This is a genomic window from Streptomyces sp. NPDC001220, from assembly GCF_053597895.1.
This window is the reverse complement of the sequence record NZ_JBSFJE010000002.1, coordinates 250533-272207: the sequence shown is the minus strand read 5'-3', so window position 1 is coordinate 272207 and position 21675 is coordinate 250533. Positions and strand designations below refer to the sequence as shown.

Below are 21675 nucleotides of genomic sequence, written 5' to 3'. Positions count from 1 at the left end.
CAACTGGGGGAGAGACATGCACGTACGTACGACACTGGTGGCGGCCACGGCACTGGCCCTGTCGGCGGCACTGGTGGCACCGGCGGTGGCGGCACCCGCCGCCGGCCACCAGGCCACCCGCAAGGCGGTGCGGGCCGCGGTCGCGGCCGGCGTGCCCGGGGTGACGGCCACGGCCCGTGACCCGCACGGCACCTGGTCGACGACGGCCGGGGTGGGCGACACCCGGACCGGCGCCCCGCGTTCCGCCTCCGACCGCTACCGGGTCGGCAGCATCACGAAGACCTTCGTCTCCACGGTCCTGCTCCAGCTGGAGGCGGAGGGCCGCCTGTCCCTGGACGACACGGTGGACAAGTGGCTGCCCGGAGTGGTCCGCGGCCACGGCAACGACGGCCGCCGCGTCACCGTCCGCCAGCTCCTCAACCACACCAGCGGGATCTTCAACTACACGGCGGACGAGGACTTCGGCCGCACGTACTTCCTGAAGGACGGCTTCTTCCGGCACCGCTACGACACCCTGACGGCCGCCGGACTGGTGGGCATCGCGATGAAGCACGAGCCGGCCTTCGCACCGGGCACCAGCTGGGCCTACTCCAACACGAACTACATCCTGGCCGGCCTGGTGGTCAAGGCGGTGACCGGGCACTCGTACGCCCGGGAGATCACGGACCGGGTGATCGAGCCGCTCCACCTGACCGGCACGTCCCTCCCCGGCACCCGCACCACCCTCCCGCGCCCCAGCAGCCGCGCCTACTCGAAACTGGCGGACGCCACCGGCCCCACCTACGACGTCACCACGCTCAACCCCTCGATGGCCTCCTCGGCCGGCGAGATGATCTCCACCTCCGCCGACCTGACCCGCTTCTACGAGGCCCTGCTGCGCGGCCGCCTCCTCCCCGCGCACCAGCTGGAGGAGATGAAGACCACGGTCCCCGTCCCCGGCGACCCCAACAGCGCCTACGGCCTCGGCCTGATCGACCACACCCTCTCCTGCGGCGTCCACGTCTGGGGCCACGACGGCGGCATCCACGGCTCCACCTCCACGGCGGCCGCCACCGCCGACGGCCGCCACGCCCTGGCCGCGAACTTCAACGGCGACTGGAAGGGCGACCCGGGCAACGTCCTGGACGCGGAGTTCTGCGGGGACTGAGCGCCTTCCGCGGGCGCCCGGAAAAAAAATCCGCCGGCGATGTCGAGAACGCGCGGCCGGCTCCGTCCCAGGGGTGAGCGCGGCCACAATGGGTCGCACGAACACCAAGGAGAACCACCATGGCCAAGTACCTGCTGCTGAAGCACTACCGAGGCGCCCCCGCATCGGTCAACGACGTGCCCATGGACCAGTGGACGCCCGAGGAGATCTCGGCCCACCTGGGGTACATGAACGACTTCGCGGCCCGGCTGGAGAAGAGCGGCGAGTTCGTCGACAGCCAGGCGCTGGCTCCGGAGGGGACGTTCGTCCAGTACGGCGGTGAGGGGCGGCCGCCGGTCACCGACGGACCGTTCGCGGAGACCAAGGACCTCATCGCCGGCTGGATGATCATCGACGTCGACAGCTACGAGCGTGCCGTCGAGCTGGCGGGGGAGCTGTCGGCCGCCCCCGGGGCCGGGGGCCGGCCGATCCACGAGTGGCTGGAGCTGCGCCCGTTCTACGGCGTGCAGCCCACGATCACGGAATGACCTCGGAGGTGACCGAGGCTCTGCTCCGGAGCCTCACACCGAGCGTGCTCGGGATCCTCGTCCGCCGCGGAGCCGACTTCGCGGCGGCCGAGGACGCCGTGCAGGACGCGCTCGTCGAGGCGGTCCGGGTCTGGCCCGCCGACCCGCCGCGGGACGCGAAGGGCTGGCTGGTCGCCGTGGCCTGGCGCAGGTTCCTCGACGCCACCCGGGCGGACAGCGCCCGCCGCCGGCGCGAGGACCTCGTCGACGAGGAACCGGCCCCCGGGCCGGCGCCCGCGGTGGACGACACACTCCAGCTGTACTTCCTGTGCGCCCACCCGTCCCTGACCCCGTCGTCGGCGGTCGCGCTCACACTGCGCGCCGTCGGCGGGCTCACCACCCGGCAGATCGCCCAGGCCTACCTGGTGCCGGAGGCGACGATGGCCCAGCGCATCAGCCGGGCCAAGCGCACCGTCTCCGGCGTGCGCTTCGACCAGCCCGGCGATGTCGCCACCGTGCTGCGCGTCCTCTACCTCGTCTTCAACGAGGGCTACTCGGGCGACGTCGACCTCGCCGCCGAGGCCATCCGGCTCACCCGGCAACTCGCCGCCTCGGTCGACCACCCCGAGGTGGCCGGCCTGCTCGCCCTCATGCTGCTCCACCACGCCCGCCGTGCCGCCCGCACCGCGCCCGACGGCGGTCTGGTGCCGCTCGCCGAGCAGGACCGCAGCCGCTGGGACACCCGTCTGATCGCCGAGGGCGTCGTGATCCTCCAGGCGGCCCTCGCCCGCGACCGCCTCGGCGAGTTCCAGGCCCAGGCCGCGATCGCCGCCCTGCACGCGGACGCGCCCGCCGCCGGGGAGACCGACTGGGTGCAGATCGTCGAGTGGTACGACGAACTCGCGCGCCTGACCGACAGCCCGGTGGTCCGGCTCAACCGCGCGGTCGCCGTGGGCGAGGCCGACGGACCCCGCGCCGGCCTGGCCGCGCTCGCGGCGCTCGACGCCGCCCTGCCCCGGCACACCGCGGTCGCCGCCTACCTCCACGAGCGCGACGGCGACCTGCCGACCGCGGCCCGGCTGTACGCCGAGGCGGCCCGGAAGGCGACCCACCTCGCCGAACGCGACCACCTGACCCGTCAGGCCGCCCGGCTCAACGCCCGCCGCGGCCGTCACTGACACCGTCGTACGTTCGGGTGGCGCGCTTGCCGATTTTTTGCCGTCGCCCGGGTCGGTACCGTGCCTCCCACCGCCCCGGCAAGGTCCCGTAAAACCGCAGGTCAGAGGGGTGACGGCGAGGGCCGTCGGGCGATGCCGGGAGTGACGGTCCCGGCACCCGCCGTGTAAATGAATCGGACTCCGATACGAGACATACCGTTCATCCGAATGAAACGTCCGTACCGCCTCATATCGGCTAACCCGCGGTTCCCGGGGATGGCTCGATATGGTGCAAGGTTGGTGATCGTGTGGGCGCTCGGCTCGGACTTCGTGTGCTCTCGGTCTACGAGGGTTTTTTCTCCGGGGGAGCCCGGATCGTGCACAGTGATGTGCTGCTGGGCCTCGTCGAGGGCGGTCAGCAGTGGCATCGCGTGTTGAGTCTGCACGGTGAGGTCCACCGGGAAGCCACCACGCAACGGATGGAGGACGACGCCTGCTACCGCGCGCTCACCGCCGGCGGCATCGACGTCACCTCCCTCGGCCGTACCGCGGGCCTCGTCGACGGCACCGTCGCGGCGTCGGTTTTCAGCGGGCCCGAGCTGGCCGATACCGCGCGGGCGATGGCCGGCGCGGACGTCATCCTCTCCCTGAAGGAGCAGCCGCTGGCGCTCCTCAACCAGGCCGGGCTGCCCCGTCGCCCCGTCGTCGTCTGCCTGCACCGGTCCGACCCGGAGAACCAGGGCCCGGCGCTGGACGAGCTGAAGGCCGCCATCGCGGACGGCACGGTGGTCGCCTGCGTGTGCTGCGCCGAGTCGACGCGGGACGCCTACCAGGCCGCCGGCATCCCCGGTGAGCTGCTGCACGTCATCCCGAACGGCGTCGACCTGCTCCGCTTCCGCCCGGACGCGGCGGTGCGCCTCGCGTTCCGCGAGTCCGCCGGGATCCCGGCCACCGCTCCCGTCGTCGTCTTCGCCGCCCGGTACGCGGGCATGAAGAACGTGCCGCTCTTCCTGCGGGCGGCCCGGGCGTGGCTGGCCCGTGAGGGCGGCGGTCACGTGGTCATGTGCGGCGCCGGGATGACCGAGGACAACCCCGCCCTCTGGGCCGACATGGAGATCGCCTTCGGTGCCGACCGGGCCGCCCTCGGCGACCGCGTGCACCTGTTGGGCGTGCGGCACGACATGGAGGCCGTCTACGCCGGCTCCGACGTCGTCGCCCTCACCTCCGTCTCCGGCGAGGCGGCACCGCTCTGCCTGATCGAGGGCATGATGAGCGGCGCCGTACCGGTGACGACCGACGTCGGCGACAGCGCGTCGATCGTGGCGGGGCACGGTCTCGTGACGCCCTTCGACCCCGACGCCATCGCCTTCGCGTGGTCGGCGGCGGTGGCCGAGCGGGACGCGTTCGCGCCGGCGCTGCTGGCGAGCCGCGAGCGGTTCAGCCGTACCCGGATGATCGCCGCGTACGCCGACCTGCTCGACCGCGTCGCCGGCGACGTGCGCGACGAACTGCGCCCAGGCGTCAGCGGGCAGTAGGGGAGCGGGCCGGTGAGGGGCCGCCGCGACGTGAGGAGGGGCCGCCGGTCCCCCTCCGACCGGCGGCCCCTCCTCTCCCCTCCTGGCGGCGACCCCCCTCGTTACCGGGGCAGCACCACGACATACGCGGCCGGGTCCCGGTCGTCGGCCGCCATCAGTGCCGTACGGACCACCGCCGCCTGCTGCTCCATGGCGTCGCGGAGCTTCTTCGGGGTGAGGTGGACGACGGTGATGCCCAGCCGCTCCAGGTGCTCGCGCTTGCAGGCGTATTCGGACCACAGGGCGTCGTCCTCCTGCCGATCGCCCTGGCGCGGGGCGCGGGTGTCCAGTTCGAGCGCCACCGCCTGCTCGGGCCAGTAGGCGTCCAGGCCGCCCAGGTGCGGGCCGCCGGGCAGGCGCAGGTCCACGTTCCACACCGGGTCGGGCAGGCCGTACTCGTGGACCATCCGGTAGAGGCGGTCCTCGGCGATGGCCCGGCCCTCGGCGACCAGCGAGTCGACGGCGTCCACCACATGCGGGCGGGACAGCAGCTTCGCCTCGTTCAACGCCCGTACCACCGCGGCCGGTTCGCAGTGGTGGCCGCGGACCGCCTCCGTCAGCAGCCGTCGTACCGCCTCCCCGTCGGTCAGGTCCGCGACCGCGTCCGCGAGGGCGCGGGGGACCGGGGCGACGGGCAGGCCGGTCACCGGCTCGGGGGTCGGCAGGGCCGAGGTGCGGAGCACCCGGACGTAGGAGGTGGAGCGGATCCGGCGCAGGCGCGGGACCAGCACGTCCACGTGGTCCAGGGAGAGGAGCGGCGGGGTGGCGGAGAAGCCGTGGAGGGTCAGCGCCGCCAGACCCGTGATCATCGCCTCCGGGTAGACCGTGCGGTGCGGGGAGTCGGCACCCGGCTGGACCGGGACGCCGGGGGCCGGCTCACGGGCGGCGAACAGCAGCGCTCCGTGCAGCCGTTCCTCGCTGGTCGGCGGCCCGGGGTGGAGCAGGATCACCCCGGGGAGCAGCTGCTGCCAGGGGCCGTCCGCCCGGCACTGCTCGGCGATCTCGGTGGCCGGGACGCCGTGGGAACGGAGCTGAGCCGTCGTCAGCACCCGGCGGTGGACGTCGGAGAGGTGACGGAGGGGGCGGGGGGAGAGCGGGGTGTTGTGGGTCATGGACCGGAGATTCCCTTGTCCGGTCTGCCCCTTAACCGCTGTTACGTTCCTGTTGAAGAATGCGGACAGGACGGTGCTAAAGGTCAGGTGTTCGAGTGCCGAGTAGGAGGCGAAAACCCCTGGTCCGATCGGGTGCGGACCAGGGGTTACGGTCATGATTGACTGAATTCCGTAACGGTCACCCGGCGGGAAACCCAAGGCCAAAGGTCAGCCGGTCACGGCTCGCGCGTCGCACTCCTGTCCGTGCAGCGTCCGGGCCAGGTCGTCGCGGGCCTCCAGGACCAGCCGGCGCAGCGCGGGCGGCGCGTCGGCGTGCGCCGTCAGCCAGGCGTCCGTCGCCTCCAGCGTCTCCGGGCGGTCCTGGAGCGAGGGGTAAAGGCCCCGGACCACGTCCATGCCGATCTGGATCGAACGGTCCTCCCAGATCCGCGCGATGACCTCGAAGTACTTCTCCGCGTAGGGCGCCAGCAGGTCCCGCTGCGACGACTGGGCGAAGCCCGCGATCGTCGCCTCCACCAGCGCGTTGGACAGCGCGTCCGACTCCACGACCTGCGCCCAGGCCTGCGCCTTCACGGCAGCCGAGGGCCGGGCGGCCAGGCAGCGCACCTGGTGGCGCTTGCCGGACGCGGTGTCGTCGCGGGTCAGTTCGGCCGCCAGCGCGGAGTCGTCGGCCACGCCGTGCGCGGCGAGGGGTTCGAGGAACGCCCAGCGCAGCTCCTGGTCGACGTCCAGGCCGTCGATCGTGGCCGTGCCCGACAGCAGCTCCTGGAGCAGCTGGAAGTCGGCCCCGTCCGCAGCCGTCGACGCGAAGAACCGTGCCCAGGCCAGCTGGTGCTCGCTGCCCGGCTCGGCCTGCCGCAGCTCCCGCAGGGCACCCTCCGCGAGCCGCCGCCCGGCGGTCTCCCGCCACTCGGGCGCCACGTAGTTCACCAGCGCCGAGTTCGCCCACGCGTGCAGCATCTGCAGCACCCCGATGTCCGACTCGCGGCTCGCGAACCGCAGCACCAGGTCGACGAAGTCCCGGGCCGGCAGCAGCGCGTCCCGGGTCAGGTTCCACAGCGCCGACCAGCACAGGGCACGGGCGAGCGGGTCGGTCAGGGCGCCCAGGTGGTCCCGGAGCGTCGCCAGCGAGGTGTCGTCGAAGCGGATCTTGCAGTAGGTGAGGTCGTCGTCGTTGACCAGGACCAGCTCCGGGGCCTCGGCGCCGGCCAGGTCGGCGATCACCGTGCGCGGGCCGTCGACGTCGGTCTCCGCGCGCGCGTACCGCTCCAGCGTGCCCTCGGCCGTGCGGCGGTAGAGGCCGATCGCGACCCGGTGCGGGCGCAGGTCGGGATGGGACTCGGCGGCCTCCTGCACCACCGCCAGCTCGGCCACCCTGCCGTCCCCGTCAAGGAGCACCTGCGGGGTCAGCGAGTTCACCCCCGCCGTCTGCAGCCACTTCCCGGCCCAGGCGCTCATGTCCCGGCCGCTGGTCTCCTCGAGGACCGACAGCAGGTCACCGAGGCGGGTGTTGCCGTACGCGTTGCGCTTGAAGTAGCGGCGGGCGCCCTCCAGGAAGGCGTCCTGACCGACGTAGGCCACCAGCTGCTTGAGGACGGAGGCGCCCTTGGCGTAGGTGATGCCGTCGAAGTTGAGCTTGGCGTCCTGCAGGTCGCGGATGTCGGCGGTGATCGGGTGCGTGGACGGCAGCTGGTCGGCGCGGTAGGCCCAGGCCTTGCGGCGGTTGGCGAAGGTGGTCCAGGCGTTGGTGAAACGGGTCGCGTTGACGTTCGCGAAGGTGCCCATGAAGTCCGCGAAGGACTCCTTCAGCCACAGGTCGTCCCACCACACCATGGTGACCAGGTCGCCGAACCACATGTGCGCCATCTCGTGCAGGATGACGTTGGCCCGCGCCTCGTAGGACGCCTGGGTCACCTTTCCCCGGAAGATGTACTCCTCCCGGAACGTCACCAGACCCGGGTTCTCCATCGCGCCGAGGTTGTACTCGGGCACGAACGCCTGGTCGTACTTCCCGAACGGGTACGGGTAGTCGAAGTGGTCGTGGAAGAAGTCCAGGCCCTGCTTGGTGACGAGGAAGACGTCGTCCGCGTCGAAGTAGGGGGCCAGACCCTTGCGGCACATCGCGCCGAGCGGGATCTCCAGCGTCGTCCCGTCGGGGAGCGTGCGCGCGTACGCGTCCGTCACGTAGTGGTACGGGCCCGCCACCACGCACGTGATGTACGTCGAGATCGGCTTCGTCTCCGCGAACCGCCACACCCCGTCGGCGAGTTCACCGGCCCCGTTGCTCCACACCGTCCACTCCTCGGGCGCCCGCACCTCGAAGCGGAACGGCGCCTTGAGGTCCGGCTGCTCGAAGTTGGCGAAGACCCGGCGGGAGTCGGCCGGCTCGTACTGCGTGTAGAGGTAGACCTCGCCGTCCTCGGGGTCGACGAAGCGGTGCAGGCCCTCGCCGGTGCGGGAGTAGGCGCACCGGGCGTCCACCACCAGCTCGTTCTCCGCGGCCAGGTCCTCCAGGAGGATCCGGGTGCCGTCGAAGACCTCGCCCGGGTCCAGGTCCTTGCCGTTCAGTGTCACCGCGGTCACGCCCGGTGCGATCAGGTCGGCGAAGCTCGCCGCGCCCGGTTCGTTGCAGCGGAAGCGGATCGTGGTCACCGAGCGGAAGGTGCGCGGTTCGCCCTGGCCCTCGCCGACGGCCGACCGCACGTCCAGCGACACGTCGTAGCCGTCCGCCGACAGCAGGGCGGCCCGCTCCCGGGCCTCGTCGCGGGACAGATTCTCACCGGGCACGGGCGGCACTCCCTCATGGTTGTCGGTACGCCGGAACAGCACCGATCCTCCCATGCGCACCTGACCGCGGGTACCCGGGAATGGGGTGGCCGGTGTCGGTGTTGCGGCTGGAAAAGGACCGTATTCCGAGGAGAACCATGTCCGAGAGCGTGACGAGTTCCGGCAAGACCCCAGTCGACTTCTGGTTCGACCCGCTGTGTCCCTGGGCCTGGATGACCTCCCGGTGGGTCCTGGAAGTGGAGAAGGTCCGCGACATCGAGGTCCGCTGGCACATCATGAGCCTCGCGGTGCTCAACGAGCCCAGGCTCGACGAGCTCCCCGAGGAGTACCGCGAGCTGCTGGAGACCAAGGCGTGGAAGCCGATCCGCGTGGTCACCGCGGCCTGGCAGAAGCACGGCGCCGACGTCCTCGGCCCGCTGTACACCGCGCTCGGCACCCGTATCCACAACAACGGCGAGGGCCCGACCGTGGAGGCCGTCGCGGGCGCGCTCGCGGACGTCGGTCTGCCGGCCGACCTGATCGACTACGCCGAGCAGGAGGACTTCGAGTTCGACGCGGAGCTGCGCGCCTCCCACAAGGAGGGCATCGACAAGGTCGGCCAGGACGTGGGCACCCCGGTCATCGCGGTCCCCGGCCCGGACGGCGAGCAGATCGCCTTCTTCGGCCCGGTCGTCACCCCCGCCCCCAAGGGCGAGGAGGCGGCCCGCCTGTGGGACGGCACCCTCGCGGTCGCCTCGGTCCCCGGCTTCTACGAGATCAAGCGGACCCGCACCAAGGGCCCCGACTTCAGCAACCTGTAGACCCGGTCGGGTCGCGGGCCCGCGCCCTGACGAACCCCTACGGGAAGACCCCCGCGAGTCACGTCCTCGCGGGGGCCTTCTTTTTCCGCCTGCCCCCGTGAGCGGTGAGAAGACGATCACGAGGCAGGGCGTGCCGGTGGCTCAGGGAGCCGGCGGCAGCACATCCGCGCGGGACTTCGCCGCCTCGTGACGGCGGGCCACGTCCTGCCAGTTGACGACGGCCCACATGGCGTCGATGAAGTCGACCTTCTGGTTCCGGTACTGGAGGTAGAAGGCGTGCTCCCAGGCGTCGAAGACCAGGATCGGGGTGGAGCCCTGGCCGACGTTGCCCTGGTGGTCGTAGACCTGCTCGACGATCAGCCGGCCGCTGAGCGGCTCGAGGGCGAGGACGCCCCAGCCGGAGCCCTGGGTGGTGGCGGCGGCCTTGGTGAGCTGGGCCTTGAAGCCGGCGAAGGAGCCGAAGGACTCGGTGATCGCGTCGGCCAGTTCGCCCACGCCGTCGGCGGCCAGCGGCTCGCCGCCGCCGTCCTTCGGGCCGGTCATGTTCTGCCAGTAGATGCTGTGCAGGATGTGGCCGGACAGGTGGAACGCCAGGTTCTTCTGCAGGCCGTTGACCGAGCCCCAGGTGTCCCTCTCCCGTGCCTCCGCGAGCTGCTCCAGTGTGTCGTTGGCGCCCTTGACGTAGGCGGCGTGGTGCTTGTCGTGGTGCAGCTCGATGATCTCGGGGCTGATCACGGGCGCGAGCGCGGAGTAGTCGTAGGGCAGTTCAGGGAGCGTGTAGACGGGCATGGGCGTGAGTCCCCTCCGGACCTCTTGTTGCAAAGAACTTGCAACTACACGTTAGCAACAAGAAGCCGGGTGCGGGCAACGGACGAGGCCCCCACGTGTCGTCACGTGAGGGCCTCGGGGGAGGGAACGGGGCGTCAGGCGCCGGCGCGCCGCCGCTGCCGGACGTAGCCCACCGCCGCGAGCACCGCGGTCATCCCGCCCGTGTAGTACAGCTGCACCCGGGTGTCCGCCTCACGGGCCATCAGGACGAAGACCGCCGTCATGCCGGCCAGCGCCAGCCACGTCAGATACGGGAACGCCCACATCCGGACGACCGGCCGCCGCGCGGTCTCCCGCTCCAGGCGGCGGCGGAGCAGCAGCTGGGAGACGGCGATGAAGACCCAGACGACCAGGATCACCGCGCCGATCATGTTGAGCAGCCAGGGGAAGACGTCGTCCGGACGCCAGTAGCTGAGCACGACACAGACGAATCCGAAGACGCACGAGGTCAGGACCGCGCGGCGCGGTACGCCGCCGGAGACCCTGGCCAGTGCCCTGGGGCCCTGCCCGCGCGCCACCAGGGAGTGGGCGATGCGCGAGGAGCCGTAGACGTTGGCGTTCATCGCGGAGAGCAGGGCGACCAGGACGACCACGTTCATCACCTGGCCGGCGCCGGGGATGCCCAGGTGGTCGAGGGCGGCGACGTACGGGCCCTTCTCGACGACCTCCTTGGAGTCCCAGGGGACCAGGGTGACGATGACCGCCATCGAGCCGATGTAGAACAGGGCGATGCGCCACATGGCGGTGCGCACCGCGCTCGCCACGCCCCGCACCGGGTCCTCCGACTCGGCCGCCGCGATGGTGACCGTCTCCAGGCCGCCGTAGGCGAAGACCGAGGCGAGCAGGCCGACGATCAGGCCCTCGCCGCCGTTCGGGAGGAAGTCGGTGAGATGGGTGGTGCCCGGGGAGTCCGTGCCCGGGAGCACGCCGGCGATCGCCAGGACGCCGAGGATCAGGAACAGGCTGATCGCGCCGACTTTCAGCGCCGCGAACCAGAACTCGAACTCGCCGAAGTTGCGCACCGCGGCCAGGTTCGTGACACAGAAGACGACCATGAAGAGGGCCACCCAGGCCCACTCCGGGGTTCCCGGCAGCCAGCCGGTCACGATCTTCGCGGCGCCGATGCCCTCCAGGCCCACGGCCGTGCAGAGGAGGACCCAGAAGGACCAGCCCGCCGTGAAGCCCGCCCAGGGGCCGATCGCCCGTTCCGCGTGCGCCGAGAAGGAACCCGACGACGGATGGGCGGCCGACATCTCGCCCAGCATCCGCATGACCAGCATGACCAGCAGGCCGGAGAGGGCGTAGGCGACGACGACCGACGGGCCGGCCGCGGCGATGCCCGCGCCGGAGCCCACGAACAGACCCGCGCCGATGACACCCCCCAGGGCGATCATCGACAGGTGGCGCTGCTTGAGGCCGTGGGAGAGCGAGGCGTCGGCGCCCTGCGCGGGCGGGTGCTCGACCTGGGTGGTGCGGTGCGGCATGGGCGCGGCTCGTCCAATGCGTGAGATGGGCAAAAACGCCCACAGTCTGGGCGGCCGCTCCGCTCACGGGGAGCGGCCGCCCACCATCCGGACGCCCCGCTAACGCACCGCGGTCACGCGGCCACGGTCGTGTAGTGCGAGGCGTCGCCCGCGATCGAGTAGCTCTCCTTGCCCTCGGTGCCCACCGGGACGTCACCGGCGAGGGTCACCCGGTGCAGCCGGCGCGGCAGGCCGTCGTAGTTGTCGATGGCGTAGTGCTGGGTGATCCGGTTGTCGAAGATCACCAGCTGGTTCGGCGACCAGCGGTGGCGCAGGATGTTCTCCGGCCGGGTGACGTACGCCTGGAGCAGGTCGAGGATCTTGCGGGACTCGGACGGCGAGAGGCCCGCGATCCGCTGCGCGAAGCCGCCGATGAACAGACCGCGTTCGCCGGTCAGCGGGTGGACGCGGACCACCGGGTGGACCGTGCGGTAGGTGATCGAGGTGAACTGGGCGCGCTGGGCGGCCTGCTCCTCGTCGACCTCCTCGTCGGGTACGGCGTAGTCGTAGTCGTTGGTGTGCTCCGCCCACAGGGTGTCCGCCAGCCGGCGCAGGGGCTCGGGGAGCTGGCGGTAGGCGGCGGCCGAGCTGGCGATCAGGGTCTCGCCGCCGTACGGCGGGACGGTGACCGAGCGCAGGGTGGTGGCCTGCGGCGGGTTGAGGACGAAGGTCACGTCCGTGTGCCAGTGGTTGGCGGCCCGGCCGCGCTCGCTGTCGACCGGGAGGACGTTCGGGACGCCGGCGATCGAGGAGACCGTCGGATGGGCGGTGGTGATCTCGCCGAAGTGCCGGACGAAGGCCTGCTGGGTGTCGTCGTCGAGGTTCACGTCGTCGAAGACGAGCGCCTTGTGCGTGCTGAGGGCCTCGCGGATCGCGGCGGCGGTCTCGGCGCCGAGCGGCCGGGAGATGTCGACGCCGGAGATCCGGGCGCCGATGTTCGCGGTGATCTTGGTGATCTCGAGGGACATCGCGGTTCCTTTCGGATGAGCTTCAGACGAGCACGGGGCCGACGTACTGGTTGGCGGGGCGGGGGAGGCCGTAGCGCTCCCGCAGGGTGCGGCGGGGGCCGTACTCCCCGCGCAGCAAGGAGCGGGCGCGCAGGATCGGTACGACGTGGTCGACGAAGGCCTCCAGGCCGGAGGGCAGCACCGGCGGCATGATGTTGAAGCCGTCGGCGGCGCCCTGGGTGAACCAGGTCTCGATCGCGTCGGCGATCTGCTCGGGTGTCCCGGCGAAGGTCAGATGGCCGCGGCCGCCGCCCAGCCGGCCGATCAGCTGCCGTACGGTGAGCCGCTCGCGGCGGGCCAGCTCGACGACGAGCGTGTAGCGGCTCTTGGCCCCTTCGACGGCGTCCTCGGACGGCAGGTCGGCCGGCAGCGGCGCGTCCAGCTCCAGGGTGCCGGGGGCCAGCTGCAGGAGCCGCTCCAGACGGTCGACACCGTGCCGGTGCACGATGTGGTCCTCGAGGAGCTGCTCGTTGGCCCGGGCCTCGGCCTCCGTCGAGCCGATCACCGGGACGATGCCCGGCAGCACCTTGATGTGGTCCGGGTCCCGGCCCGCCGCGGCCGTACGTGCCTTGAGGTCGGCGTAGAAGGCGCGGGCGTCCTCGATGGTCTGCTGCGCGGTGAACACCGCCTCCGCGTACCGGGCCGCGAACGCCTTGCCGTCCTCGCTGGACCCCGCCTGCACCAGCAGCGGGTAACCCTGCGGGGAGCGCGGCACGTTGAGAGCGCCCTCGACGCTGAAGTACGGCCCCTGGTGGCGGGGCGGGTGGATCTTCGCGTCGTCGCCCCAGACGCCGGCCGCCTTGTCGGCGACGATCGCGTCGTCCTCCCAGCTGTCCCAGAGCTTCAGGGCCACGTCGAGGAAGTCGGCGGCCCGGGCGTACCGCTCGGCGTGCGCGGGCTCCGCGTCCAGACCGAAGTTGCGGGCCGCCTCCGCCCCCGCCGTGGTGACGATGTTCCAGCCCGCCCGGCCGCCGCTGACGATGTCCAGGGAGGCGAACCTGCGGGCCAGGTTGTAGGGCGAGTTGTAGGAGGTGGAGGCGGTGGCGATCAGACCGATGTGCTCGGTGGCGGTGGCCAGCGCGGTCAGCAGGGTGAGGGGTTCGAGCGCCCCGGAGGGCCGCTGCTCGACACTGCCCCACAGGTGCGGGCCGTCGGCGAGGAACAGCGAGTCGAAGGTGCCGCGCTCGGCGGTCCTGGCCAGCCTTACGTAGTGCGCGAGGTCGGTGTGTGCGTGGGGGTCGCTCTCCGGGAGGCGCCAGGAGGCCTCGTGGTGACCGGTGTTCATCAGGAAGGCGTTGAGGTGGAGCGGGCGGGTCATGCGGGGTCCTCCGTGACACCGAGGGCGGTGAGCAGCTGCTTCCGATAGAGGGCGCCGGGCTGGGTGCGGTCGACGGTCAGGTCCAGGCCGATCCGGCCGTTCTCCAGGACCAGGACGCGGTCGGCGAGGACGATCGCCTCGTCGACGTCGTGGGTGACGAGCAGCACGGACGGCCGGTGCCGCCGCCACAGCTCGCGCAGCAGGTGGTGCATCTTGATGCGGGTGAGCGCGTCGAGCGCGCCGAACGGCTCGTCGGCGAGGAGCAGTTCGGGCTCCCGGACCAGGGAGCGGGCGAGCGCGGCGCGCTGCGCCTCACCGCCGGACAACTCGCCCGGCCAGGCCCGCTCCCGGCCGCCGAGGCCGACCTCTTCGAGCGCGGAGCGGCCCTTCGCGTCGGCGTCCTTGCCGTCCAGTCCCAGCACCACGTTGTCCAGCACCCGGCGCCAGGGCAGCAGCCGGGAGTCCTGGAAGACCACCGACACCCGTTCCGGAGCGGTGAGTTCACCGGTCCCCGCGACCCCGTGGTCGAGTCCGGCGACCGCCCGCAGCAGGGTGCTCTTGCCGGAGCCGCTGTGTCCGAGCAGGGCGGTGAACTGCCCGGCGGGCAGGTCGAGGTCGATGTCGTCGAGGACCGTACGGCCCCCGAACGACCGGGTCAGCCCCCGGAGCCGGACGGCGGGGCGGGTCAGCTGCTCAGTGTGCGGCGCCATGACAGCACCCTCCGTTCGATGCCACGGACCACGGTGTCGGAGACGAGGCCGAAGACGCCGTAGATCAGCAGGCCGACCAGGATGATGTCGCTGCGGCCGTAGTTCTGGGCCTGGAACATCATGTAGCCGAGGCCGCTGGTGGCGTTGATCTGTTCCAGGACGACCAGACCGAGCCAGGATCCGGTGACACCGAGCCGGAGTCCCACGAAGAATCCGGGCAGCGCGCCGGGGATCACGATCTGCCGGATGAACTGGAGCTTCGACAGGTCCAGGACCTCGGCGAGTTCGACGTACCGGCTGTCGATGGCGGACAGCGCGGCATGCGTGTTCAGGTAGACCGGGATGTAGACGACGATCGCGATGATGGCGATCTTGAAGGTCTCGCCGATGCCCAGCCAGAGGATGAACAGCGGGATCAGACCGAGGGTGGGGATGGCCCGGTTGATCTGCACGGTCCCGTCGATCAGCGCCTCCCCGGTCCGGGTGAGTCCGGCGGCCAGGGCCAGCAGCACCCCGGCGGTCAGTCCGATCGCGAAGCCGTACCCGGCCCGCTCCACGGAGGTCAGGATGTCGGTGCGCAGCGTCCCGGCCGTCCACAGGTGGACGGCGGTGTCCAGGACCGTCCACGGCGCCGGGACGGCGCCCGGGTCGAGCTGCCCGGCGGCGGACGCGATCGCCCAGGCGGCGAGGAGGACCAGGGGCCCGGCCAGCCGGGCGGCGGGCAGCCGGCGGCCGGGGGAGAGGCGGCGGCGCGGGCGGACCCGGCGGGCCTCCTCCTCGACGGGAACCGGCACGGTGCCGGTGGCCACGGCGGTCATTTCCGGTACTCCGCCGGTACGGCCTTCGCGGCGATGGACTCGAAGCGGTGGTCGAAGAGCGAGGAGACGTCGGTCTTCTTCACGAAGCCGCCCTCCGCCAGCAGATCGGCGGTCTCCTGCTCCCACTTGACCGCCTCGTCCCAGCTCGGCGGGAACAACGGCTTGTTGGCCAGCTTCGTGATGCCCTGGGCCTGGGCGAGGGTCAGGTTCTGGGTCTTCACGTAGAACTCCTCGTTCCAGGTGTCCGGGTTCTCCCACTGCCAGACCAGGCCCTTGGCCCACTGCGGGATGTACGCGGCGACCGCGGCCGCCTTGGCCTTGTCGTTCAGCACCGCCTGCGGCGCCCAGAGCAGGTTGAGCAGGTCGACGACGTCGGTGGCGATCGTGTGGGCGCCCTTCGCGCCGTACTGCTGGAGGTAGGCCGGCGCCTGGGTGTTGGCCAGCGGGGCCACGTCCACCTGGCCGGACTGCAGGGCGGTGAGGAACTGGTTGCTGGTCAGCGGGACCAGCTTCACGTCGCCGTAGGCGAGCCCGGCCTCCTTGAGGGCCCGCAGCAGCACGACCCCCTGGGCCTGCCCCTGCGAGAAGGCGAGCTTCTTGCCCTTGAAATCGGCGACGGTGCGGATATCACTGCCGGGCTTGGTGGCGAACAGGTAGTTCGGCTTGCGGGTGATGTTGATCGCCACGATTTTTGCGGCGAACCCTTGATACTGCGCCTGGATCGGCGGAATTCCCGCGTTGTTCGCGAGGTCCAGGGACTTGGCGCGGAACGCGTTGATGACATCGGGACCGGCCCCGATGTTCAGCCAGCTCGACACCGTGAACGGCAGTGCCGGCAGTTTCGCCAGCTTGAACTGCAACTGCTGGGTGTTCAGATACGAGGCGATCTTCAGGCTGGTGCCGGACGGCACCTTGTCGGCCAGCGGAGCGGTCGAGGCGCCCGCGGTGTCGGCGGAGGCACTGCCGCCCGCGCAGCCGCTCAGCCCGGCCACGGCAGCCGAGGCGCCGAGCAGTGAGGTGAGGAAGAGCCGGCGGTCGATGCCGGAGGAGGACGCAGAAGGCATGGGAGTGCTCCGGGGAGAAAAGCAGCAGAAAGGCAGGGCGAATTCCCGGCGACGGAAGGCCGGAGAGAGAGATCTCACGCAGAGGGAAATGCGCGCCCGGGGCGCGTCAAGACGTCAGCAACAGAGGGTGCGACAGGTCATGAGAAGGATGCTCCTTGCCGTGGACGACGGCTGTCAACATTCCGAGTTTCTGAATTAAATAAGCCGTGGTGACGCGCTCAACGGGTCCCGGTACAGCACGTCCAGGACCACCGAACCGCCCGCCACCGCCAGCACGGAGTCCCCGAAACTGGTCGGCGCGACCACGGCCGCCCGCTCCGGCCCGACCGCCTCCCGCAGCGCGGCCAGGCAGTCCTCGCGGTTCAGTACGCCGACCTCGGTGACCACCACGCTCTCCGGGTTGAGCACGTCGAGCAGCAGCCCCGCCGCCCGCCCGGTCAGCCGCGCCCGCTCCACCAGCAGCCGCGCCGCCACCGGGTCACCGGCGCCGGCCGCGGCGAGGACGTCCATCGGATTGACGCCGTCGACGACCCCGGCCGCCCGGGCCCGGCGCACCAGCGTCCGCTCGCTCAGCTCCACCTGCAGGCAGCCGGTGCGCCCGCAGCCGCACGACTCGGTGCCGCCCGGCACCGGGAGATGGGCGATCGTGCCCGCCTGCGAGCGCGGGCCGTGGTGCACCTCGTCGCCGGTGGCGAAGGCCGCGTCGACCACGTTCCCGACGAACAGATGCAGCACGCTCCGGCTGCCCCGGGCCCGCCCGAAGAGCCGCTCCCCGTTGACCAACGCCCGGGCGTGCCCGTCCACATGGACCGGCAGCCCGGTGCCCGCGCCGAGCAGCTCCCGCACCGGCACCTCACGCCAGCCCAGCAGCGGGTGCTCGACGACGGTCCCGGAGTCCCGGTCCACCCAGCCGCCGACCGCGACCCCGACGCCCAGCGGCCGGCTGCCCGGCACCCCGTCGAGCAGCGCGGCCAGCCCGGCGGCGGCCCGCTCCAGCACCCCGCGCGGCTCGATGTCCCGGTGCTTCAACTCCCGCCGTACGAGCACCCGTCCGCGCAGGTCGAGCAGGGCGACCGTGGTGTACGGCACGGCCACGTGCACCCCGCCGACCACGAACCGCGAGTCGTCCAGGTCGACGGGGACATGCGGGCGCCCCACCCCGCCGGCCCGGCGCGGCGCCTGCGCCTCGCGGATCAGGCCGAGTTCGGTGAACCGGGCGCAGTAGTCGGTGACGGAGGCCGGGGAGAGCCCGGTCAGCCGGGCGATGGTGGAGCGGGCCACCGGTCCGTGCTCCAGCACCGACCGCAGGATCACGCTGGCGCTGGCCCGCCGGCGGTCGCCGGGGGGAGAGATGAGCGGGGGTGCCGCGGTACGGGGCATGGGAACCGTCCTCGGGAACGGGGGCCGACACGTCTCGGAGGGTGAGGCGCGCCGGGTCCGGTCCCTGCCACGCGGCCTCAGACCGGGCGGCGACAGGTGGCAGCCCCTTGCCGTCGCAGGTCGACATAGCGACGCGACGTGAAGTTCCGGGACTGGGCGACCATGTCCGAAAGCGTAGGCCAGCGACCCGGAATCCCACCAGACCACTAGGATTCGATTGGTGGAACTCCACAGGCCTGTTCAACGCCGTTGACGTGACTGAAACATCTCTGCCTCAGTGATCGGCGTCACCTCAAACCGTGTGTAGCCCGCATCCTTTGTGGGGAGCCCACCAAGCGCCCGTTCCGGCCTTTGTCGATCGCTGACGTGTTCGGCTCAGGCGGGCCGGGATAGCGTCACGGTGTTCCCTGCTTGTCTGCCCACCCTCACCTCGCGGAGTCCCCATGAGCACCGCCACCGCAGCCGCGTCGCCCCGCACCGGCACCGTCCTCGCCGACCTCCTGCCCGCGTCCCGGGTGCGCGACGTGGCCCTCGTGGTCGGCGGCGCCGCGCTCACCGGCCTCGCCGCCCAGATCGCCGTCCCGGTGCCGGGCTCCCCGGTCCCGGTCACCGGCCAGACCTTCGCGGCCCTGCTCGTCGGCACCGCCCTCGGCGCCCGCCGCGGTCTGCTCTCCCTCGCCCTGTACGCGCTGGCGGGTCTGGCGGGCGTGCCGTGGTTCGCGAGCGGCACCTCCGGGGTCTCCGTCTCCTTCGGCTACATCCTCGGCATGATGCTCGCCTCCGCCGTCGTGGGCTCCCTGGCCCGCCGCGGTGCCGACCGCAACGTGCTGCGGATGGCGGGCACGATGCTGCTCGGCGAGGCGATCATCTACGCGATCGGTGTGCCGTACCTGGCCTACGCCGCCCACCTGTCCGCGTCCGCGGCGATCGCCGCCGGCCTCACCCCGTTCCTGATCGGCGACGCGGTGAAGGCGGCCCTGGCGATGGGCGCGCTGCCGGCCGCCTGGAAGCTCGCCGACAAGAGCTGACGGCGCCGAACGGCCGACATGAACTGACGGCGCCGAACGGCCGGCATGAACTGACGGCACCGAACGGCCGGCATGAACTGACGGCACCGACGGCCGACATGAACTGACGGCACCGACGGCCGGCAGAGGCTGACGGCACCGGATACGGGAAGGGGCCCGGGGCGCGCACGCGCCCCGGGCCCCTTCCCGTGGGTGTCCCGCTCAGCAGGTCCGCCGCCGCGACCACCACACGCCCGCCGCCCCGGCCGCGATCAGCGCCGCGCCGGCCGCGCCGAGCGGCAGCACGTCACCGCCCGCCCCGGTCTTCGGCAGCTGGTCGCCGCCCGGCCCCACCGGCTTGTTGTCGGTGCCCAGCAGCAGCGGGGTGGCCGGGGCGTTCGGCGACGGGTTCGTCGTACCGAACGGCACCGGGCCCTGCTGCCAGAAGGTCTTCTCCCCGTCCGCGCTCTGCACGGGCAGACAGATCTTCCCGGTCCTGCCCAGGTCGAACGTGGCGTCCACCGGGTACGACTTCGACTTGCCCGCGCCGAGCGTGCCGACCGGGCAACTGAAGCCGCTGTTCGAACCGGCCGGCAGATCCTTCGCCGCGAGGGCGTCGCAGCCCTGCACGTTCGTGACTTTCAGGCCGTCGAAACCGACCACCAGAAGTTTGATGTCGGCACTGTCCTTGGTTCCCTCGTTCTTTACCGTGGCGGTGATCGCCGTTTTCTGCGAACTGTTGTCGACCGAGATCCTCCCGGGCAGCGTGGTCGTCAGCCGCACACCCGCCGGTGCCTGGTCAACCGCCTTTCCCCCCTTGCCGCTTGCCGGTCCCTGGTCATCGGCGGCCGCCGTTGACGGGAGGATCATCACGGCCGAGAAAGATGCCGTGACCAGCGATCCCGCGACGACTGCCATACGACGAGAACTCATGTTCGTCCCCCTTGCGACCCCCTGGACCGCGCCTGAATTCGCGGTCACTTGAAGAGGTACCACAAGATTTCTCCGCACTATGCTGGTACGGCCGTAAGTGTGACCATTGTGTGTCAGCAGGGGCGGTCGTTGAGGGGGTGCAGCGAATTGCCGGAGAATTCAGGGAGTCCAGGGATTCCAGGGAGCGCGGGGAATTCCGTTGGTCCAGGTAATTCCGGTGGTCCAGGGAACGCGGTTGGCCCAGGGAACGCGGAGAGCGCGGGGCGCGGTGGTGTGCCGGGGCTGCTGGTGACCGGCCGCTACCGGCTGGCCGAAAGCATCGGGCAGGGGGGAATGGGGCGGGTGTGGCGGGCCGCCGACGAGACGCTCGACCGGCAGGTCGCCGTCAAGGAGATGCGGATCGACGGCCTCGACGCCGAGGACACCCGCACCCGCCGTGAACGCACCCTGCGCGAGGCCAGGGCCACCGCCCGGATCGACCACCCCAACGTCGTACGGGTCTACGACGTCGTCGACGAGGGCGAACGCCTGTGGATCGTCATGGAGCTGGTCAACGGCCGCTCCCTCGAGTGGATCATGGCCGAGGAGGGGGCGCTGAGCCCGCGCGCCGCGGCCCGGATCGGCCTCGGCCTGGTCGCCGCGCTGCGCCAGGTGCACGCCGGGGGAGTGCTGCACCGCGACATCAAACCCGGGAACGTCCTGGTCGAGAACACCGCCGGCCGGGTCGTGCTCACCGACTTCGGCATCGCGGCGATCCAGGACGCCAAGGCGCTCACCATGGTCGGCATGCTCGTCGGCTCCCCCGACTACATGGCACCCGAGCGGATCTCCGGGCGCCCGCAGGGCCCGCCGTCCGACGTCTGGTCGCTCGGCGCGACCCTGTGCGCGGCCCTCGGCGGCCGCTCCCCCTTCTCCCGCGACACGACCCTGGCCACGCTGCACGCGGTCCTCTACGAGGAGCCCGAACTTCCCGCGGCGGCAGGCCCGTTGCACGACCTGCTGGCGGCACTGCTGGCGAAGGAACCGACGGCCCGGCCCGGCCTGGCGGAGGTCGAACAGACCCTGCGCCCGGTGGCATACCCACCCCGGACCCCGACGCAGACCTGCCCGGCCCCGGCCCCGGCCCCGGCCCCAGCGGAGCGCCCGACCCCGGCGTACGTGGACCTGACGAAGCCGCGCATTCCGGAGCCGGAGGACGAACGCCCGCAGCCCCACCCGACGGAGGTGCGGACGTCCCCGCCGACGAGCGCTTCGACGGAGGCGGCGACGCAACGCTCAGAGGTCCGCTCGGAGACACCGCCCAGCAATTCAGCGGTCCCGACCTTGCAGCGCCCCGACAGGGGCGCGGGGAACGGCGCGCCCAGCCCCCACGAACCCGCGGCGACCCACCCGCGCAAAGCCCCCAAACGCACAACTCTCCTGGCCGTACTGGGAACCGCCGCGGTAGCCACCGCCCTCGCCGTCCTCCTCACCACCACAACAGGCGGCGGCGACAAGGACACAGCGACCGGCGCCTCTTCAACCCCCTCGGCCACAACCTCGCCGTCGGCGACCGTGGCCGGCACCGCCCGCCCCCGCAGCCTCCCGCCCGGCGCCCACGAGGAGGCCGGCGGCTTCGCCTGGGTGACCCCGAAGGGCTGGCGCAGGGACGTGAAGACCGGCGCCGAGGTGCACTACACCTCCCCCGACGGCAGCCAGGAACTCGTCGCCAAGTCCTCCCTGGCCCGCGGTGACCTCATGGACAGCTGGAGCGCCTCCGAACGCAGCGCCCACCAGGGCCAGGACTACAGCAAGATCCGGCTGGTCGAGACGAGGTTCCGCGGCTACCCGGCGGTGGTCTGGGAGTACACCTTCTCCCTCAAGGGCGTCCGCTGGCACGCACGGCTGCTGGGCTTCGACGCCGACGGCAAGTCGTACCAGATCAACACCTGGTACCAGCCGGCGATCGAAGCCCAGGCCGTGCAGACGTACGAGCAGGTCAAGGAGGGCTTCACCCTCCTGTGA

At 71.6% G+C, this 21675-nt stretch carries 18 protein-coding genes; 7 read left to right on the top strand and 11 right to left on the bottom strand.

Annotation, left to right across the window (positions count from 1 at the left end):
- Nucleotides 1–16 precede the first annotated feature (16 nt).
- The 4 genes from ACWDGI_RS05780 (at nt 17) to ACWDGI_RS05765 (ending at nt 4345) form a co-directional block, all read left to right on the top strand.
- Entirely contained in the window at nt 17–1147 is a 1131-nt protein-coding gene (locus ACWDGI_RS05780; RefSeq protein WP_450755707.1) for a serine hydrolase domain-containing protein, read from the top strand.
- 119 nt (nt 1148–1266) lie between these two features.
- Nucleotides 1267–1674 (top strand): YciI family protein, encoded by a 408-nt coding sequence (locus ACWDGI_RS05775; RefSeq protein ID WP_450755705.1) that lies wholly within the window; start codon nt 1267–1269, stop codon nt 1672–1674.
- A gap of 8 nt (nt 1675–1682) precedes the next feature.
- The gene (locus ACWDGI_RS05770; RefSeq protein ID WP_450756491.1) at nt 1683–2831 is read left to right on the top strand and encodes an RNA polymerase sigma factor; all 1149 of its coding nucleotides are present in this window, start codon (nt 1683–1685) and stop codon (nt 2829–2831) included.
- Nucleotides 2832–3142: 311 nt separating this feature from the next.
- Nucleotides 3143–4345: a glycosyltransferase gene (locus tag ACWDGI_RS05765; protein ID WP_450756489.1), complete on the top strand. Its 1203-nt coding sequence runs from the start codon at nt 3143–3145 to the stop codon at nt 4343–4345.
- A gap of 101 nt (nt 4346–4446) precedes the next feature.
- On the opposite strand, the gene ACWDGI_RS05760 is transcribed toward ACWDGI_RS05765, so the two are convergent.
- A complete protein-coding gene (locus ACWDGI_RS05760; protein WP_450755703.1) occupies nt 4447–5496 on the bottom strand; it encodes a hypothetical protein in 1050 nt (349 codons plus the stop codon).
- 207 nt (nt 5497–5703) lie between these two features.
- The gene (pepN, locus tag ACWDGI_RS05755) at nt 5704–8283 is read right to left on the bottom strand and encodes an aminopeptidase N (RefSeq protein WP_450755701.1); all 2580 of its coding nucleotides are present in this window, start codon (nt 8281–8283) and stop codon (nt 5704–5706) included.
- A gap of 137 nt (nt 8284–8420) precedes the next feature.
- Between pepN and ACWDGI_RS05750 the strand changes: the two genes are divergently transcribed.
- Nucleotides 8421–9083 carry a mycothiol-dependent nitroreductase Rv2466c family protein gene (locus ACWDGI_RS05750; RefSeq protein ID WP_450755699.1) on the top strand — a complete coding sequence of 221 codons (663 nt, stop codon included), beginning with the start codon at nt 8421–8423 and terminating at the stop codon, nt 9081–9083.
- Between the two features lie 141 nt (nt 9084–9224).
- Here the strand turns inward: ACWDGI_RS05750 and ACWDGI_RS05745 are convergent, their stop codons facing one another.
- The 8 genes from ACWDGI_RS05745 to ACWDGI_RS05710 all read right to left on the bottom strand — a co-directional run bounded on the left by ACWDGI_RS05745 (nt 9225) and on the right by ACWDGI_RS05710 (nt 17731).
- Complete coding sequence (locus tag ACWDGI_RS05745; protein WP_450755697.1) at nt 9225–9872, bottom strand: superoxide dismutase; 648 nt, start codon at nt 9870–9872, stop codon at nt 9225–9227.
- A gap of 134 nt (nt 9873–10006) precedes the next feature.
- Nucleotides 10007–11395, bottom strand: coding sequence for an amino acid permease (locus tag ACWDGI_RS05740; protein WP_450755695.1), 1389 nt, complete (start codon nt 11393–11395; stop codon nt 10007–10009).
- A gap of 113 nt (nt 11396–11508) precedes the next feature.
- Nucleotides 11509–12402 carry a TauD/TfdA dioxygenase family protein gene (locus tag ACWDGI_RS05735; protein ID WP_450755693.1) on the bottom strand — a complete coding sequence of 298 codons (894 nt, stop codon included), beginning with the start codon at nt 12400–12402 and terminating at the stop codon, nt 11509–11511.
- Nucleotides 12403–12424: 22 nt separating this feature from the next.
- Nucleotides 12425–13759 (bottom strand): LLM class flavin-dependent oxidoreductase, encoded by a 1335-nt coding sequence (locus ACWDGI_RS05730; protein WP_450755691.1) that lies wholly within the window; start codon nt 13757–13759, stop codon nt 12425–12427.
- The gene (locus ACWDGI_RS05725; RefSeq protein WP_450755689.1) at nt 13756–14469 is read right to left on the bottom strand and encodes an ABC transporter ATP-binding protein; all 714 of its coding nucleotides are present in this window, start codon (nt 14467–14469) and stop codon (nt 13756–13758) included. The genes ACWDGI_RS05730 and ACWDGI_RS05725 overlap by 4 nt, the downstream gene beginning before the upstream one ends.
- Nucleotides 14445–15287, bottom strand: a complete 843-nt coding sequence (locus tag ACWDGI_RS05720) for an ABC transporter permease (protein WP_450755687.1) — start codon at nt 15285–15287, stop codon at nt 14445–14447. Before ACWDGI_RS05720 ends, ACWDGI_RS05725 begins: the two co-directional genes overlap by 25 nt.
- Nucleotides 15284–16351: an ABC transporter substrate-binding protein gene (locus tag ACWDGI_RS05715; RefSeq protein ID WP_450755685.1), complete on the bottom strand. Its 1068-nt coding sequence runs from the start codon at nt 16349–16351 to the stop codon at nt 15284–15286. The genes ACWDGI_RS05720 and ACWDGI_RS05715 overlap by 4 nt, the downstream gene beginning before the upstream one ends.
- Nucleotides 16352–16546: 195 nt before the next feature.
- The gene (locus ACWDGI_RS05710; RefSeq protein ID WP_450755683.1) at nt 16547–17731 is read right to left on the bottom strand and encodes an ROK family protein; all 1185 of its coding nucleotides are present in this window, start codon (nt 17729–17731) and stop codon (nt 16547–16549) included.
- Nucleotides 17732–18174: 443 nt separating this feature from the next.
- Between ACWDGI_RS05710 and ACWDGI_RS05705 the strand changes: the two genes are divergently transcribed.
- Nucleotides 18175–18759: a biotin transporter BioY gene (locus ACWDGI_RS05705; RefSeq protein WP_450755681.1), complete on the top strand. Its 585-nt coding sequence runs from the start codon at nt 18175–18177 to the stop codon at nt 18757–18759.
- Nucleotides 18760–18960: 201 nt separating this feature from the next.
- Here the strand turns inward: ACWDGI_RS05705 and ACWDGI_RS05700 are convergent, their stop codons facing one another.
- Nucleotides 18961–19671 (bottom strand): LPXTG cell wall anchor domain-containing protein, encoded by a 711-nt coding sequence (locus ACWDGI_RS05700; RefSeq protein ID WP_450755679.1) that lies wholly within the window; start codon nt 19669–19671, stop codon nt 18961–18963.
- Nucleotides 19672–19953: 282 nt separating this feature from the next.
- Here ACWDGI_RS05700 and ACWDGI_RS05695 point away from each other — a divergent pair, with 282 nt between their 5' ends.
- Complete coding sequence (locus tag ACWDGI_RS05695; protein ID WP_450756487.1) at nt 19954–21675, top strand: protein kinase domain-containing protein; 1722 nt, start codon at nt 19954–19956, stop codon at nt 21673–21675.

Bases quoted from the DNA above. Each gene is read 5' to 3' on its own strand.
- ACWDGI_RS05730 (WP_450755691.1), bottom strand. From the start codon at position 13,759: ATGACCCGCCCGCTCCACCTCAACGCCTTCCTGATGAACACCGGTCAC.
- ACWDGI_RS05715 (WP_450755685.1), bottom strand. From the start codon at position 16,351: ATGCCTTCTGCGTCCTCCTCCGGCATCGACCGCCGGCTCTTCCTCACC.
- ACWDGI_RS05705 (WP_450755681.1), top strand. From the start codon at position 18,175: ATGAGCACCGCCACCGCAGCCGCGTCGCCCCGCACCGGCACCGTCCTC.
- ACWDGI_RS05720 (WP_450755687.1), bottom strand. From the start codon at position 15,287: ATGACCGCCGTGGCCACCGGCACCGTGCCGGTTCCCGTCGAGGAGGAG.
- ACWDGI_RS05760 (WP_450755703.1), bottom strand. From the start codon at position 5,496: ATGACCCACAACACCCCGCTCTCCCCCCGCCCCCTCCGTCACCTCTCC.
- ACWDGI_RS05780 (WP_450755707.1), top strand. From the start codon at position 17: ATGCACGTACGTACGACACTGGTGGCGGCCACGGCACTGGCCCTGTCG.
- ACWDGI_RS05775 (WP_450755705.1), top strand. From the start codon at position 1,267: ATGGCCAAGTACCTGCTGCTGAAGCACTACCGAGGCGCCCCCGCATCG.
- ACWDGI_RS05735 (WP_450755693.1), bottom strand. From the start codon at position 12,402: ATGTCCCTCGAGATCACCAAGATCACCGCGAACATCGGCGCCCGGATC.
- ACWDGI_RS05725 (WP_450755689.1), bottom strand. From the start codon at position 14,469: ATGGCGCCGCACACTGAGCAGCTGACCCGCCCCGCCGTCCGGCTCCGG.
- ACWDGI_RS05750 (WP_450755699.1), top strand. From the start codon at position 8,421: ATGTCCGAGAGCGTGACGAGTTCCGGCAAGACCCCAGTCGACTTCTGG.
- ACWDGI_RS05710 (WP_450755683.1), bottom strand. From the start codon at position 17,731: ATGCCCCGTACCGCGGCACCCCCGCTCATCTCTCCCCCCGGCGACCGC.
- ACWDGI_RS05740 (WP_450755695.1), bottom strand. From the start codon at position 11,395: ATGCCGCACCGCACCACCCAGGTCGAGCACCCGCCCGCGCAGGGCGCC.
- ACWDGI_RS05700 (WP_450755679.1), bottom strand. From the start codon at position 19,671: ATGAGTTCTCGTCGTATGGCAGTCGTCGCGGGATCGCTGGTCACGGCA.
- ACWDGI_RS05745 (WP_450755697.1), bottom strand. From the start codon at position 9,872: ATGCCCGTCTACACGCTCCCTGAACTGCCCTACGACTACTCCGCGCTC.